The sequence below is a fragment of the Dactylosporangium sp. NPDC049525 genome, from assembly GCF_040676755.1.
Lineage (GTDB): Bacteria > Actinomycetota > Actinomycetes > Mycobacteriales > Micromonosporaceae > Dactylosporangium.
In genome coordinates this window covers 135,855-151,276 of the sequence record NZ_JBFAPO010000020.1, presented here as the reverse complement: position 1 = coordinate 151,276, position 15,422 = coordinate 135,855, and the positions used below count along the sequence as shown (strand labels likewise).

At 71.7% G+C, this 15,422-nt stretch carries 9 protein-coding genes; 2 read left to right on the top strand and 7 right to left on the bottom strand.

Annotated features, from left to right (window positions below; all coding sequences use genetic code 11):
- Positions 1 to 58 precede the first annotated feature (58 nt).
- Positions 59 to 1,303 carry a GNAT family N-acetyltransferase gene (locus AB0K00_RS27415; RefSeq protein WP_363525381.1) on the top strand — a complete coding sequence of 415 codons (1,245 nt, stop codon included), beginning with the start codon at positions 59 to 61 and terminating at the stop codon, positions 1,301 to 1,303.
- A gap of 56 nt (positions 1,304 to 1,359) precedes the next feature.
- On the opposite strand, the gene AB0K00_RS27410 is transcribed toward AB0K00_RS27415, so the two are convergent.
- Entirely contained in the window at positions 1,360 to 2,106 is a 747-nt protein-coding gene (locus AB0K00_RS27410) for an N-acetyltransferase (protein WP_363525378.1), read from the bottom strand.
- Positions 2,107 to 2,235: 129 nt separating this feature from the next.
- On the opposite strand from AB0K00_RS27410, the gene AB0K00_RS27405 reads away from it, so the two are divergent.
- Complete coding sequence (locus AB0K00_RS27405; protein WP_363525375.1) at positions 2,236 to 5,247, top strand: bifunctional diguanylate cyclase/phosphodiesterase; 3,012 nt, start codon at positions 2,236 to 2,238, stop codon at positions 5,245 to 5,247.
- Here the strand turns inward: AB0K00_RS27405 and AB0K00_RS27400 are convergent.
- From AB0K00_RS27400 to AB0K00_RS27375, 6 genes are all read right to left on the bottom strand, one after another.
- Complete coding sequence (locus AB0K00_RS27400) at positions 5,219 to 5,758, bottom strand: GNAT family protein (protein ID WP_363525372.1); 540 nt, start codon at positions 5,756 to 5,758, stop codon at positions 5,219 to 5,221. The two genes, AB0K00_RS27405 and AB0K00_RS27400, sit on opposite strands and share 29 nt — an antisense overlap.
- A 64-nt stretch (positions 5,759 to 5,822) precedes the next feature.
- Positions 5,823 to 9,536 carry a tetratricopeptide repeat protein gene (locus tag AB0K00_RS27395; RefSeq protein WP_363525369.1) on the bottom strand — a complete coding sequence of 1,238 codons (3,714 nt, stop codon included), beginning with the start codon at positions 9,534 to 9,536 and terminating at the stop codon, positions 5,823 to 5,825.
- A gap of 24 nt (positions 9,537 to 9,560) precedes the next feature.
- Positions 9,561 to 10,223, bottom strand: a complete 663-nt coding sequence (locus AB0K00_RS27390) for a hypothetical protein (RefSeq protein ID WP_363525366.1) — start codon at positions 10,221 to 10,223, stop codon at positions 9,561 to 9,563.
- An 8-nt stretch (positions 10,224 to 10,231) separates the two neighbouring features.
- Entirely contained in the window at positions 10,232 to 11,020 is a 789-nt protein-coding gene (locus AB0K00_RS27385; protein WP_363525363.1) for a hypothetical protein, read from the bottom strand.
- Positions 11,010 to 12,155, bottom strand: coding sequence for a hypothetical protein (locus AB0K00_RS27380; RefSeq protein ID WP_363525360.1), 1,146 nt, complete (start codon positions 12,153 to 12,155; stop codon positions 11,010 to 11,012). The genes AB0K00_RS27385 and AB0K00_RS27380 overlap by 11 nt, the downstream gene beginning before the upstream one ends.
- On the bottom strand, positions 12,155 to 15,421 hold the full coding sequence (locus tag AB0K00_RS27375) for a hypothetical protein (RefSeq protein ID WP_363525357.1): 3,267 nt from the start codon (positions 15,419 to 15,421) through the stop codon (positions 12,155 to 12,157). The genes AB0K00_RS27380 and AB0K00_RS27375 overlap by 1 nt, the downstream gene beginning before the upstream one ends.
- Position 15,422: the final 1 nt, after the last annotated feature.

The following is a 15,422-nucleotide window of genomic DNA, read 5'->3' as shown; positions in this document are numbered from 1 at the left end:
TTGTGGGCCGGACACCACCAGTCGTGGTGCCCGAATCCAAGTGGAGGCAGCAGCAGCAATGGAAATCCGTCCCACGACCGACCAGGACGTCGACGTGTTCGTCAACACAATGCATGCTGCGTTCGGGATCCACCCGGATACCCCGAACGAGGATGGCGGCGGCGTCTGGTGGTCGGCGTTGGAGATGGACCGCGGGCTGCTGGCCGTGACCGCGGACGGGCGGCCCGTCGGGACCGCCGCCGCGTACTCGTTCGAACTCACCCTGCCCGGCCAGATCCTCGCTCCGGCCGCTGGTGTCAGCGTCGTCGGCGTCCTGCCCTCGCACCGACGCCAGGGCGTGCTCACCGCGATGATGCGGCACCAGCTCACCGAGCTGCGGGCACGCGGGGAGTTCCTCGCCGTCCTGCTGGCCTCCGAAGCCCCGATCTACCGCAGGTTCGGCTACGGACCGGCGACCTACACGGGACGGATCACGGTGGCACGCCACCAGGGCGCCCTCGCTGCACCGCGGGCGCACGGACGGGCAGACGCCACGGCGGTCGACTCGGGGACCAGCTCGAACAGCAGCTCGGTCGAGGTGATGCGGCGTGCCGAGTGCGGCGAGATCCTTGAAGCGGTCTATGACCGGTACCGCCGTGCACAGCCTGGCGCATTGTCCCGGCCGCACCGCTGGTGGACCCTCGGCGCGGGGCAACCCCCGATCGCTCAGGCGCCGCGCTACGTCGCCGTCCATCGCGACGCCGACGGCGTCCCGGACGGGTACGCCAGCTACTCGCTCAGCGACGGCACGTTGACGGTCGACGAGACCATCGCCACCGACGACGCCGTCTCCACCGCCCTGATCGGATTCCTGCTCGGCCACGACCTCGTCACGCAGGTCGCGTTCAAGCACTTCCCGCCCGGGCACCCGCTGCGCTGGCAGCTGGCGGATTTCCGTGCCGCCCAGGTGAGCAGCGATTCCGACTGGCTCTGGGTGCGGCTGCTGGACGTACCGCAGGCGTTGACCGCACGCGGCTGGTGCACGGACGGCGAACTCGTCCTCGACGTCGACGACCCGTTCCTTGGCGAGCACCACCGCTACCTGCTGACCGTCCGGGACGGCAAGGCCGACTGCGTTCCTACGGATCGGGACCCCGACCTCTCCCTGGACGTGAGCGACCTCGGCTCGATCTACCTCGGCGGCACTGCGCCCAGCACGCTCGTCCGTGCCGGACATGTCCGCGCCCACCGCTCGGACGCGGCCACCCTCGCCGACATCCTCTTCCACGCCGACCGGCACCCGCACTGCCTGCACTGGTTCTGATCCCGCGCCTGCCTCCACCCACCCGTCCGACCGGATCGGTACGCAGGATCCCGGCACTACAGGTCGTGCCGGTACCAGGCGTTCGCCTCGATGTACGTGGCAATGCCCCGCTCGGGATCGCAGAGCACCGGCCCCAGGCCACCGTCGACCACGACCGGCCCCGGCGCGTCGAACGGTTGTCCGGTCCACTCGCGCCACCGGTCCAGGCTCGCGGTGATCGTCATCGAGTGCGGCGCCACGGCGACGAAGCGGCCGCCGGCCCGCTCGTGCACCCGCAGCCAGGGGTCCTCGGCGGAGCCGTCCGGGCGGCGCCGGGTGAGGTAGGCCTCCAGCGGTACCAACGGCTGGAGATGCTTGTGCGTCGGTCGGACCGGCGCGTGCAGCGCGGTGTGCCCGAGCCGCGCGGTGTTGCGTCGGGCCAGCGCCAGCAGGTGCGCGGACACGCCGCGGCCACGGAGATCGGGACGTACCGTGGCGAACAGCGCCGACACGTCCGGCCCGGCCCGTCCGGCGAGCGTGTCGGCGGCTGCGGCCAGCAGCACCGCGTCGTAGCCGCCGGGTGGCAGGGCCTCGCCGGCGGTGAACGGCAGGGTGCACAGCATCGCCGCGGCGCGGCCGGTGTCGCGCTCGACGGCGAGCAGCGTGTACTGCGGGTGCTGCGCCACCAGCTCGGGGAACAGCGCGGCGGAGACCGGATCCTGATACAGGAACTGGGCGACTGTCGGGTCGTCGAACTGCGCGGTCAGCGGCAGTCGGTCCGGCCGTTCGGCCAGCGTGGTCACCTCAAGCCAGACAAAGTCCATATCGGCACCTTGCCAGATCAACCGGAACCTTCACCCGGCGATGTCCTGCGCCGATGAGTAAGCGGGCGGCGGTACTTGCCCGCTTGGCGATCAGCGGAGACAGTAGCTCGGGGCGACGAAGGAGCGGGCGTGACAAGGCGGGTGACTTGGGCATATGCGCTGTGTGCGCTGACTCTCGCCGTCGGTTACGTCCTGCTGCCCGCGGCCGGTCTGCTGTGCTTTGCCGGGCTGGTGCTGAGCACTCTCGCCGCCATGATGTTCGGCGTCGTCCGGCACCGGCCCCGCCACCGTCTGTCCTGGTTGCTGTGGGCTGCCGGCTCGCTCATGCTCGCGATCGGCACGGCAACCGCGGTCGTGCAGACCGACGTGCTGCAGTCCACAGCGTACCCCTCGATCGTCGACGCAGTGTCGCTCGGTGCCACGTTCCCGCTGCTGCTGCTCGGCTTGCTGCGGCTGAGCCGATCCGGCGCGGTGAACCGCGACTGGGTGACCGTCATCGACTCGCTCATCTTCACCGCCGGCGCTGGTCTCCTCGCCTGGGTGTACCTGATTGACCCCTACCTGGGCGACCCCGGCCTGAACGCCGCCCAGAAGGCCGTCTCCATCGCCTATCCGCTCTGCGACGTGCTCCTGCTCTCGATCATGGTGCGGATGGCACTGTCGGCGCGGCGCAGCTGGAGCGTGGCGCTGCTGCTGACCTCCGGAGCGGTGCTGCTGGTCTCCGACGTCGTCTTCAGCCTGCGTCGCCTCAACGGCGATTGGGGCCTCGGCAGTTTCGTCGATCTCGGCTGGATCCTCTTCTTCGCCACCGGTGGTCTCGCCGCGCTCCACCCGTCGATGGTGCAGCTCACGGAACCACGAGTGATCGGCACCACCGAACTCAAGCCCCGACGGGCAGCACTTGGCATCGCCTCGCTCGTTGCGCCCGGCATCCTGTTCGCCGAGGCGCTGTCCGGGCCGGTCCACAACGGCCTCGTCATCTCCGTCGGCTCGGCCGCACTCGTCGCACTGTCGCTGAGCCGGGTCTGGCTCGCGGCCCGGAGCGTCGGACACGCCCTGACCCGCGAGCGGGAGCTGCGCCGGGCCTGCGAGGCGCTGCTGTCGGCAACCGATGTGGTCGCCGTCGAACGGGTCGTCAAGCGGGCGGTCAGCGCCCTGCTGCGCAGCGGGACCGCCCACCGCACCGTCCTCGTCGTTCACCCGCCGGGCGCCGTGCCCGCTGCCGAAGACCGGGACGCATCGATGAGCATGCGGTACGTTGCCCAGTTGACCGGCGGTCACGCCGGCCTGGCCCGCGAGCTGGACGGCTTCGAGCTGGCGCTGCACTGTCCGCTGTCGATCGGCGGTGTCCGCCTCGGCGAGCTGTGGGTGGCAGCCCACGAGCGTGCCCTGATCACGCTGCAGGAGTCAGGGCGCGTCCTCGCCGGACAGGCGGCCAGCATGATCGACCACATCGTGTTGAACCGGGAGATCACTCGGCGGGACAGCGAGGCATACTTCAGAACCCTGGTGCTGAACGCCGCTGACGTGATCCTCATCGTCGGCGAGGATGACCGCGTCACGTATGCCAGCCCGTCGGCCCGGCCACTGCTCGGCGCCATCATCAACGGCCGTCCTGTCACGGAGCTGCTCCGGCCGGCCACCGTCGATGACCAGGCGGACTTCGCCGACCCGACTGCCGTCGCCGGACGCCTGCACATCATCTCCCGGCCGGACGGCAGCACCGCCGAGGTCGAGGTGACCGTGCGCGACCTCACCGCGGAACCGACCGTAGCGGGGCGGGTGCTGACGCTGCACGACGTCACAGAACGTCGCCGCCTCGAACGTGAGCTGCTCGACCGGGCGTACCTCGACCCGCTCACCGGCCTCGGCAATCGCCTGCGGTTCCAGGACCACGTCCAGATTGCCCTGGCCGGCGACGATCCCGTTGCCGTGCTGCTCGTCGACATCGACGGGTTCCGGACCGTCAACGACACCATGGGGCAGGACGTCGGCGACGAGCTGTTGCAGGCGTTTGCCCGCCGCCTCGTCGACGTCTGCCCGCGGCCGACCACCGTGACCCGGCTCGGCGCCGACGAGTTCGGCGTGCTCATCGCCCCCGCGGACGTCGCTGGGATCGAGGAGCTCGCCCAGCGGATCGTTGACGAATTTCGTCCACCGTTCGTCGTCGGCGGCAGCGTGGTCAGCGCCCAACCGAGTATCGGCATCGCGCTCGGCGCCGACGTGGCCGACGTTGCCCAACTGCTCGGCGAGGCCGACGTTGCCCTGGACAGCGCGAAGGGTACCGGCGAGCGCTGGCGCCGCTATGAGTCCGCCATGCACGCGGACACCATGCGCCGGATGCGGTTGCGCGCTGACCTCGACCAGGCACTCGCCGACGACGCGTTCGTCCTGCACTACCAGCCGATTGTCGACCTTCGAAGCGGCCGGCCGCACGGCTGCGAAGCCCTGGTGCGTTGGCAGCACCCGTCGCTGGGCCTGGTGCCACCGCTGGAGTTCATCGAGATCGCCGAGGAATGCGGCCTGATCGTCCCGCTCGGGGACTGGGTGATGCGCAACGCCATCGCCGCCGCAGTCAAGTTCCGCGAGCTGTACCCGCAGCAGGACCAGACGATGAGCGTCAACGTCTCCGTCCGTCAGTTCCGCTCACCCGGCTTCGTCCAGCGTGTCCTTACCGAGCTGGCGCAGGCCCGGCTACCCGCCAACGCCCTCACGGTGGAGATCACCGAGAGCCTGTTGCTCGGCGACGACGAGCACATCCACGCCGACCTGGCCGCCTTGCGTGCCGCCGGCGTGCGGATCTCCATCGACGACTTCGGCACCGGCTACTCGTCGCTGTCCTACCTGCACCGCGTCCCTGTTGACGCGCTCAAGCTCGACAAGTCGTTCGTCGACACGATCGGGGCCTCACGCCGGCAGTACGACCTGGTCAGCGGCATCGTCCAGCTGGCGCACACGCTGGACCTCGACGTGGTTGCCGAAGGCATCGAAGTCGCCGCCCATCGCGACCTGCTGGCCGACCTCGGCTGCGGCTACGGCCAGGGCTATCTGTTCACCCGGCCGCTGCCGTACGCCGACGTCCTCACCTGGCTGGAGGCCAGCTTCTCGGTGCTCAGCCCGGTCCAGGACCCGGTGCTGTGACAGTTCCGGGCCTTGATGTCGTCTCGGTCAGGTCCAGGAGCCAATGCTCCGACTGCATCGGGACGCCTTCATAGTCCACATCACACGGACCGGTGTTGACGAACCCGGTCCGCCGCGCCACCGCCGCCGCGGCTCTGTTCCCGGTCCCGATGAACGCGTGGATCTCCCGCACCAGGTTCGAGGCCCGCACCTCGGCGATGATGAGCCGCACCGCGCCGGCGCCGAGCCCGTGCCGCTGCCCGAGCCCGGGCCGCAGCATGATTCCCAGCTCGGCTATCTTCCGGCCGTCCCAGGTGCTGTGAAACACGGCCACCACGCCCGCAGGCGAATCGCCGGGGCCGTCCAAGATGGTGCGATACCAGTCCATGGCGCCGCTGCTGAGGCGCTGCTCGTGCACCCGGTCGGCCCGCCCGTCCGGCGCGGCACCACCCAGGTGCTGCATGACGTCGGGATCGCCTTCGAGCTCCATGGTCAGCCAGCGGTCCTCTTCGGCATACGGCCTGAGCCTCATACAACGAACGGTACGACCTCAGACCGCCATCAACAGCATCCGATCCGCATTCCTCGAGGAGCGCTCACGCCTGATCCGGCAGGACCGCAGCCTCCCGGTGCTGCCCTTGCTCTCGTAGCGCCCGCAGGCGGGTCTCGTCGTAGGCGGTCGGCGCGCCCGCGTGCCGCCTCAATGCCAAGGCCCGTTCGTGGTGTGCGATCGCCGCATCCCGGTCGGCGCGGGCGGTGGCCAGGTTGCCCAACTGGCTCCAGCCGGTCGCCTCGTCCACCGGGTTGCCGAGCGCTGCGTTCATGGCGATGCCCTTGCGGGTCAGCTCCTCCGCGCGGGTGGCGTCGCCCCGTTGGGACGCCAGCATGCCCAGCTGGTGCCAGGTCGCCGCCTGGCCCGGGCGGTCGGCGAGCTGTTGGTACAGCTCCAACGCCTGCATGTGGTGCGTCTCCGCGTCGTCGAGGTGGCCGCGGCGTTGGGCGACGTTGCCGAGCTGGTGGTGCCCGACGGCCGCGTCACGCCGGTTGCCGAGGCGTTCGGCGTCCGCGAGTGCCAGGCGGTACAGGCGTTCCGCCTCGGTCAGGTCACCCTCCGCCTCGGCCAGCAGCCCCAGCTGGTGCCAGATCGCGGTGACCGCTGCCGCGTCGCCGAGCTCCTCCGCGATGTCCAGGGCCTGGTGATACTGCCGGGCGGCCGCCCGCAGGTCGCCCCGCTGCTGGGCCAGTTCTGCGAGCTGGTGCAACTCCCGGCCGACCGCCTGGCGGTCACCCAGCGCCTCGGCCATCGCCAAGGCCGAGGTGTACCGCGCCTGCGCCGTCGTGAAGTCACCACGCAGCCGCGCCAGCAGGCCCAGTTGGTGGTGGGATGCCGCGATCGTCGCCTCGTCCGCCGGGAACCGGCCCATGTTGCGCTCGAACGCGGCCGTCGCCTCGGCAGGCTCGCCCCGCAGGTAGGTCAGCATCGCCAGTTGGTGGTTCACCAGGGCGGTGTCCCCGGCCGACCGGTACAGCCGCTCGGCCTCGTCGTAGTCGCCGCGGTCCTGAGCCACGCGGCCCAGCTGGAAGGCGGTGGCCGCCTGGTCCGGGGCCAGGCGGATGAGGCGTTCGGACTCCGCGACGTCACCGCGGCGGTACGCGATGATGCCCAGCTGTCCTTCGAAGCGGCCGCGGGCCGGGTCGCCGGCAGGCAACAGCCGCAGCGTGTCGTGGATGACGCCCGCCTCCACGTCCCACGCGCCCATCGCCTCCAGGGTCGCGCACAGCTCGCCCGTCACCTCGACCGCCTGCGCCACCTCACCCGCGGAAAGCAGGTGGTGCCGGGCCTCGGCCAGGTCGTGGGCGTCACCTGCCGCGGGCTGCGGCCAGCACCGCACCCGCCAGCGCCGGAAGGCCGCGGCCCGCCGGTGCGCCTCGGTCACCTCGGTGAAGGACAGTAGGCCGGTGGCGGTCGAGCGGTGCACGAAGAACTCGCGCATCAGGTCGTCGCCGTCGACGAGTCCACTGTGGATCAGTGCGGTCAGCGCATCGCCCATTTCGGGCGGTGGGCGCAGCGCGGGGCGCGGCAGCCCGCCGCACGCCTCGACGACCTCCATCAGCTCGGCCTTGGCAAGTGCGGGGTTCTCGGGGTCACCCAGCACGTCGTTCAGGTCGGCCACCGTCGCGTTCAACCGGTCCAGCAGCAGCCGCAGCGCGTGCTTGTGCGGTGTCACCGCCGCATCCGGGTCGGGGTGGCCCACCGCGTGTGCCACGCCGTACAGGTCGACCGGCGAACGGTGGACGCTCAGACCCACCAACAGGTCGACCGCCCCGGGCACCCGCGACAACCGGGCCAGGTGCTCGCCGAGCAGGATCTCCTCCGCGGCCACGGCGACCACCGTGGCAAGTGCGGCGTCGCCGTCCCCGGCGGCGGGTGGGGCGGCCGCGCGCGCCAGGCGGCGGGTGATCTCGCTGGTGCGGCCCTCGCCGTCGCCGAGCAGCGCGTCCAGGTATTCCAGGGATCTCGGGTGCCCGCCGACCGTGCGCCAGACGGATTCCGGGTCGCCGTGGCGGTCGAGGTTCGGCAGCGACCAGATGAGCTTCTCGGTCTCGGCGAAGCTCAGCGGCGGCACGGTCTCGCGGCGCAGCCGGTCCTCCGCACCGTCGGGCAGCCGCACCGGGAGCCGGGACGTGACGAGCAGCCGGCATCGCCCCGGGTCGTCGGCCAGCTCAGCCATCAACGCGGCCAGGCCCGGGTCGGTGACCGTGCCGGTGCCGTCGTCGCCGATGTCCAGGTTGTCCTCGAAGTTGTCGAGCACCAGCAACACCGGCAGCGTGTCGAACACGTCCTCGCGCAGCAGCCGCAACCTGTCCTGCCACGGCTTCGCCACGTGATCGGCGACCCGGGCCGCGTGTGCCACGCGCGGGTCCACCGACTGGGCACGCAGCAGTTGCACCCGCACCGCCGCGGCGACCGCGCCGAGCACTCCGTCCACTGTCGCGGGTCCGACGACCGTTGCCAGCAACCAGCCGGTGCCCAGCGACACGACCAGCTCGGCGGCCAAGGCGGTCTTGCCGATGCCGCCGATGCCGCTGAGCACCAGGCCCGCCCACCGGTCGCCGGTGAGCACCTGCGGCAGCACCCGCAACTGGTGTCGCCGTCCCACGAACGACCGCCGCGCGCCCAGCCCGCCGAGCCGTGGCACCCGCACCGGCGGCGCCGGCACCTCGACGGCGCCGTCGACAACGGACAGGTCCGGCTGTGCGCACAGCAGCGTGACGACGCCCCACTCGTCGTACGCCGCGAGACCGTCGTGTGACTGCTCCAGCGTGCGCTGCACCGACCGGCGTGCGTCACCGACCGCCCGTACCAGGTCCAGGCTGCGGGTCAGCCCGGCGTACACGGCCGAGAACAGCAGCGTCGCGTACCGGTCGGTGACACTGGTCTGCGTGCCTACCACGGCCCGGGCACCCCGTTGCGCGAGCCGCGCCGCGTACGACGGGCCCTGGCCCTCACCGTCCACATCGGAGTAGCAGGCCGCCAGCGCGAGCACCGGCGGCATGCGGCCCGGTGGCACCGCCTCCTCCAGGAAGACGTCGGCGGTGACGGGGCGGGCCGCGCCGTGCTCGTCCTCCAGGTACAGCACACCGGGCGCACCGTGGGCGGAGATGTGCAGCACGTGGACGCCGCCCGGCACGTCGAGCGCCTCGCGGATCGCGGCCGTCGTCGCGAACTCCACGACGTCCACCCGCGCCCTGCCACGCCGGGCCCCGCGGACCGCGGCGAGCACGCTGCGCAGTTCGTCCTCGTAGTTGAGCAGCGCCCCGCCGCCGTGCTCCGGCGCCGCCACCGCCACGACGATCCTCAGCGGACCCGGCAGCGCTTCGCCACGGTCCGCCCCGCCCAGGCGGTACACGGTCACGAGCGGGTGCAGCGCCAGCGGCCGGCCCGACACCGGGTCGGGCAGCGCTTCCCACGGCAGCGCCGCGAACCCGGGCGCGTCGACGGCGAGCCGCACGTCGAGGGTGCCGGCGCCGGCGCGCCGGACCAGATCCGCGAGGGTGTCAGCGACGGGCGGCGGCAGAAATGACTCGGCGAGCAGTGTGCCGGCGCGCCGCAGCGACAGCCGTCCACCACCCTGCGCGGGCAGGTCGCGCGAGCGCTGGTGCGCGGCCCGCGCCCGGCCGCGGCGCACGTCCTGCAGGGCGTTGGCCAGCCCCGCCCTCACCCCACCGTGCGGCGCCGACACGTCGGCCGTATCTGTCCGCAACCGCACCGTGGACGCGTTCACGATCAGCGCCGCATCAAGGCTCACGGGGAACTCTGACGGACCGCTCGCCTATTTCAGCGCCGCCGACCCCTTCCACACGACCATGCCGGTGCTGCATGTGGTGGCGGGAATGTCGATGCTGAAGACGGCTTCGACCTTCCCCGGTTTCCAGCCGCCGGCGATGCTGTACTGGGCGGCGGTGACCCGGGCCGTGAACTTCCAAGTAACGCCGCTGACGTTGACGCCGCTACATAGGACCTTGCCGGACGGCACCGTTCCCTGTCCGGTCCAGGTGTCACTGCCGAGCGAGAGACTTTGGGTGCTGTCGTGCCACTTCGATGCGTACACGCAGGGCTGCGATCCGCACCGGCTCAGCCGGAGCGAGACAGTCTGATTGTTCTGGCAGTTGGTGTCGAAGTTGGTGCAGGTGCTGACGGGGAGCGTGACCGACGAGTCGGCGACGAAGGCCAGGCTGCGTTGCAGGGCCGTTGGGTCGATGTCGAGGGTCTGCTCGCGGACCGCGCGGAGATCGTGCTGGTTCTTGCCGCTGGTGGCATCCGCCTCTTCGCGGAAGGTCCGCAGCTGCGTGCGGGTCCGCTCCAGGTCGCCGCTGAGCTGGGTGGCCTTGTCGTCGGCGGCGGAGATGCGCACGAAGGCGGTCACGAGGGTCGCGGCGCAGACCAGGGCCATGGCCACGAACAGCGCTCCGAGCAGCCTCAGGCTTGGCTTCATCGTGACTCCTACATCGCCCAGAGCAGGATGAGACCTGCGACGCATCCCGCCAGCACCGTTGCCATGACGATGGCGGACACCGCCATCGTGCGGGCGTTCAGGCCCGGCGGTGGGGCAGGTGGCGGTGCGGGGACGACGAACGTGGCGGCCGGCGGCGGCGCGGGGTGGGCGAGCGCCTCGGCCGGGGGCGTGAGCTGCGCCAGCCGGGCTCGCAGCGCCGCGCCGAGCAGGTCGGCGCCCGGCGGTGTGCCCGGCGGCCGCTCCCAGCCGGTGATGCGCATGGTCGCCACACCGGGCTCGGGAAGGTGGACCAGGGACGGGTCCACCCCGGCGTGGTGCAGGCCGAAGTCCCGCTGCAGGCCGTCGCGCACGGTGTCCCATCGCCGCAGCAGCTCTTCCACCTTTGCCAGGCCGAGCTGTGGCAGGCATTCGGCCAGCACCGGTCCCCGCTGTTCGCTGTGGACGAGGACCGGCACGGGCTGCCCGTCGAGGAGCAGCCCCCGCTCGTACCAGTGCGGAACGACGACCTCGGGTGGCAGGTCGGTCCGTGTGCCCAGGTCCGCGAGGTGCCGGCAGCGGTCGCGGAGGTCGCCGGGGGCGCCGGCGGGGAAACACTGGACGCTGCGCGCCCCTGCGGCGCTCGCCACCCGGAACGTGACCGCCGCCGCGTCGACCGCCGCGGGAGCCGGCCGGTTCTGCGTGTCGACCTCGATCCAGGCGTGCCGCAGCTCGTCGGGACGGAACCAGGCGCTGCCGTCCGCGAGGTGCTCGATGCAGCGCTCCGCCTCAGCTTCCATAGATCACCCGTCCCGGGTTCTCGGTGTCGTCGATCTTCGACCAGACCCGGACGCAGGCCAGCACCATGCCGGAGCTGTCCGGGAGTTTCAACGGGATGTCGTGCGCGGTGAGGGCCCGCGCGGCGGCGAACCGGTTCGGTGGCAGTTTCACCAGCCCGGGCCCGAGCTGCGCGGCCGCGTCGCGGAGGATCGTGTGTGCGTGCATCCGCAGCCGCCCCCACCAGCTGACATCGGTGGCGGGTGGCAGGTGGACCACCGACGAGACGGCCTCGTGCAGGCGGACCATGCATTCCAGCCAGTGGGAGGTGCCCGGCGCGGCGTCGATCAACGCCGTGATCCGGGCCAGCAGCTGTCCGCGGAACCGATCCTGTTCCGCCGGGGCGTTCAGCGGGGCGAAGCCGCGGAACTGCAGGGTCTGCAGGCAGTGCTGGAGGTGCCGGTCGAGGCTCACCAGATGCAGGACCGGCACCGCCAGCCGCACAAATGCGACGGTCGCCGGATCGGCACCCGGTCCGCCGAGTTTCGAGGTGTACGGCATCAGCTCGATCGGCAGTGGGGCGTCGGGTGCTGTTGCCAGACCTCGGTGCAGCGCGTGCCCTCCGGTCAGCAGCTGGGGGATCAGGACCTCGTGGCCGGGGCCGAGGACGGTGACCTGCGCGGTGGTGCCGGGGATGGCGCCGGCCCCGCGGACGTCGTCGGCGGCGTGGGCCTGCACCTCCCGGCGGTCCTCCGGGGCGAGCCGCAGGCTCAGCAGGTGCAGCTCCTCCCACATGGACGCCGGGACGTCCGGGGGATCGCCGGGCTCACGCTCGTCCGCCGCCGCCGCGGCTCGCGCCCACAGCGGCGCCAGCGTCGTCTCCAGACCACGTGACGCAGGCGATGCAGGCGCCGCGGTCTGCGTGCCCGTCGGCAACGGTGCGCCGGGTGCTGGGCCGGCGGCCGCCGGTGGCGACCCGGCCAGGAGACGGTGCGGCGGCGACCCGGCCAGGAGACGGTCGAGCGCCGCCACGGCCGGATCGTCGGGCGCCACCTCGGTCAGCGCGGCGCGCAGGCCGATGAGCAGGCCGCGGGTCACCGTCCCCGCGGGCCTGCCGCCGGCGAGCAATGCCGCGAGCGTGTCGTCGAGTGATTCCATCAGTGGGAGCCGTTGAAGGGATCGAAGCGCCCGTTCAGGTCGATCCGTCCGGGGTGCATCGGCAGGCTCAGCACCCGGCCGGGGTGTGTGATGACCTCGGTCATCGACTGTGCCGGCAGGTAGGGCACGAAGCCCAGGACCGGCCGGACGCGGCCGGTCTCGTCCACGACGAGCCGGACGTCCGCGCCGCGACCGTGCCGGATGACCGCCGGGAACGGCGTGCCGACCTTGTGCATGACGGTCGGGTCCTCGGTGTCCCGCCGGCCGATCCACCAGGTGCCGTCGTTGGGGACGTCCCGGGGGAACCGGCGGCTGACCCAGCAGCGCAGCGCCGGCTCGCCGGGTGACACCACGTAACCGTCGGGTTCGCTCGCGCGGCGCAGCAGCGGCTGGCCGTGGTTGGCCATCCCACCGGCGGCATCCGGATTGACCAGCAGGTCGTGATACAGCCGGACCTGCCCGTCGGTCCAGTTCGGCCCGGCGAGGTGCTGGCTCGGCAGGCCGCCGGACATGTCGAGTCCGTAGTGCGGCGGGCCCAGGCAGAAGTGCGCGGTCAGCAGGTCCGCCTCGTCGATCTCGAACTGCACCGACACCCGCGCGACCCACTCACCGAGGTCGAACTGTGGTGCGGAGCCCTCGGCCAGGTACAGCTCCTGGAGGCTCAGGTGCCCCCACAGCACCGCCGGTTCCGCCGGGGAGACGCCACGGCGGTTGATGGCGAGGTCGAGGACCGCGGGCATCCACGCCGAGCGCTGGGCACCCTCGCCCGCCTCGCCGACGCGCTCGAACTCCTGCCCCGGGCGGAACACCGGCAGGGCGTTCATGCCGGTCGCGGACAGGTCGAGCCCGTACGGCAGGCCGTGCAGCAGGTTGTCCACGTCGATGTGGATCTCGGTGCGGCCCATCGCCACGTTCTGCTTCGCCTGCCGGGGATCGGTGAACCCCTTCTGGTGGATGTGCTCCGCCCAGCACGCGCCGATGGAGGTACCGATCTTCGCGAACGCCGGGTCGTGCACCACGTGCAGCGGGTTCCAGCGCAACGAACCCCGGCCGTGGTGGGTGGTCTCCTCGGTGAAGACCTCCTGCAGCAGTTGCCGGGTGCGCGGCAGCGCGGACGTCCCGCCGGACAGAATCACCTTGTCCAGCGGTTCGGTGCTGCCGTCGGACGCCACCGGCAGGCGCTTGCGGGCGACGTCCAGGCCGATGTTCATGGACCGGCGCAGCACCTTGTCGATCTCGGCCCGGATCTCGATGTGGTCGATCTCGATCGCCGGCGGGTACACGCCGACGTCGCCGCGTTGCAGCAGGTCCTGCAGGTTGCGCAGCACGTACGGCCGGTCGGTCGTGGCCGAGGCCCGCTTGGCCTTCTCCGCCTCGTCCCACAGCCGCCGGAAGCGTTCGCGTGCGTCCTTCTCCTCCGCGGGCGAGCGGGTGGCGGACCACCGGGTCGGGACGACCTCGTCGATGAGGTCCAGCCGCGCCGTCTCCGAGCTGGACGTGGCCTCGTCACCGGTCGCGGCGAGCAGCGAACCCTCCCGGTAGACGCCGTTCTCCAGATACGGCTTGTGTTCGCCCACCACGAGCCCCGGCGACGCGGTCAGCAGCAGGTCGGCGATGTGCGCCTTGAGCCGGTGGAAGATGCCCAGGGTGATGCGGTCGCCGCCGAGCTGCAGGTCACCCGCCTTGCCGAGCACCGTCGGGCGCAGCTCGTAGAACCGGCCCTGCTGGTCGGCCGGGATGTTCGGGTCCCGGTCGGTGCGGTCGCGCAGCGTGAGCGCGAGCAGCGCCACGTCGGTGGACCCGCCGCCGACGTCGATCACCAGGATGTTGTACCGCCAGGTGTCCGGCCCGACCTGGCGGCTACGGGCGCGGAACGCCTCGACGCCGACGGCGTGGTCGCCGGCGAACTCCCGCATGAGGGAGAACATCGCCGCCGCGGTCGCCTCGTCGAAGCGGGTGTCGACGATCCGCAGGCCGACGGAGTGCGCGAGGCGCTCCATGTCGATCCTGGTCTGTGGCGGCGCGGTCGTCGGATACGTGACGACGGCCCGGCGGATCTCGCCGTCGGCGTAGCGGTCACCGTGGTCCCCGCGGAACTGTGTGACCTTCTCCAGCAGGCACCGCCAGAGCGCGGTGAGCGCGTCGTCCGTCGACGGGCCACCAGCATCGGCGGGGAGGCCGGGCAGGAGCCGGTTGCTGCCGACGTAGCGTTTCAGGCCCGGCTGGTGCTCCACCGCCATGGCGACGGTCTCGCCGCTGCCGGTGTCGCCGTCCGCCCACATCGCGAGCGTGAACGGGTCGAGCGTCAGCACCTGGGCGTCGCTGGAGACGGCCGGCTCGCCGGCGTGCAGGGGCACCGGGACGAGCTGAAGCTCCTCGATGGGGGGACGGCCGAACACGTCGGCGTAGAGGCGTTGCAGCCCACCGATGAGCGCGTCGCGGTGGGCCGGGAGCGCGTTGTCGACCTCCTGGTCGAGGGCGAGCAGGACGTCGAACACGCGGTCCCCGGCGAGCGACGCCTTCACCTGCGTCAGCGGGTCCGTGAGGTGGTCCTCGGACATCGCCGCGTTCAGCGTGCGGCCGGCCCCTTCCAGCAGCTGCCGCCACCGCTCACCGGACAGCCCGAACGTATCCGTCGCGGTGCCGTTGAGCAGGTCGGTCAGGCATTCCCGCAGCCGGGCGGTCTGGGTCGGCGGGATGCCGATGAGGGAACGCTTCTGGTTCTGGTCGAACATCGTGATGGTCGAGTTCGACATGCCGAAGTCGATCGCGATCCAGCCGTCGTAAGGCACCGACGACACCACCGGCGGCTGGGTCTCGGCGACCGGTGCCACGTCGGCGGGCGCAGGTGCGACGGGAGCGCCGGCGACCACGAGCACACACTGCTTGCGGACCGGGTCGAGCGGCTGGAAGCGGCCGTCGGCGAGCCGCTTCGCAACGGTGACCGACCAGGTGAACGACGTCTGCCCCGGCGGCAACGCCGAACCGGCAAGATACCGCCAGGGTGCCAGATACCTGCCGTAGGGCGGCAGGTCGATGCCGGACTGCGGAATCTCCGGTTGCCAGAGTGCGACGATCGGCCCGGTGATGCTCGCGGCGGCGGGGCCGGCCGGCGAGACGCGGATCGACTGGACGATCAGGTGCTGTGCCGAGTGGTTGATCAGGATCGGCGACGGCAGCGTGACCGGCTGGTCGGTGGCCTCCAGCGTGAAATGCTGTTGTGCGGCGCCGCTGCCCTGGCTGACGAACTGCAGCTCGATGTCCATG

Coding starts and splice junctions, on each gene's coding strand:
- AB0K00_RS27415 (WP_363525381.1), top strand. CDS start 59: ATGGAAATCCGTCCCACGACCGACCAGGACGTCGACGTGTTCGTCAAC.
- AB0K00_RS27410 (WP_363525378.1), bottom strand. CDS start 2,106: ATGGACTTTGTCTGGCTTGAGGTGACCACGCTGGCCGAACGGCCGGAC.
- AB0K00_RS27400 (WP_363525372.1), bottom strand. CDS start 5,758: ATGAGGCTCAGGCCGTATGCCGAAGAGGACCGCTGGCTGACCATGGAG.
- AB0K00_RS27390 (WP_363525366.1), bottom strand. CDS start 10,223: ATGAAGCCAAGCCTGAGGCTGCTCGGAGCGCTGTTCGTGGCCATGGCC.
- AB0K00_RS27385 (WP_363525363.1), bottom strand. CDS start 11,020: ATGGAAGCTGAGGCGGAGCGCTGCATCGAGCACCTCGCGGACGGCAGC.
- AB0K00_RS27380 (WP_363525360.1), bottom strand. CDS start 12,155: ATGGAATCACTCGACGACACGCTCGCGGCATTGCTCGCCGGCGGCAGG.
- AB0K00_RS27375 (WP_363525357.1), bottom strand. CDS start 15,421: ATGGACATCGAGCTGCAGTTCGTCAGCCAGGGCAGCGGCGCCGCACAA.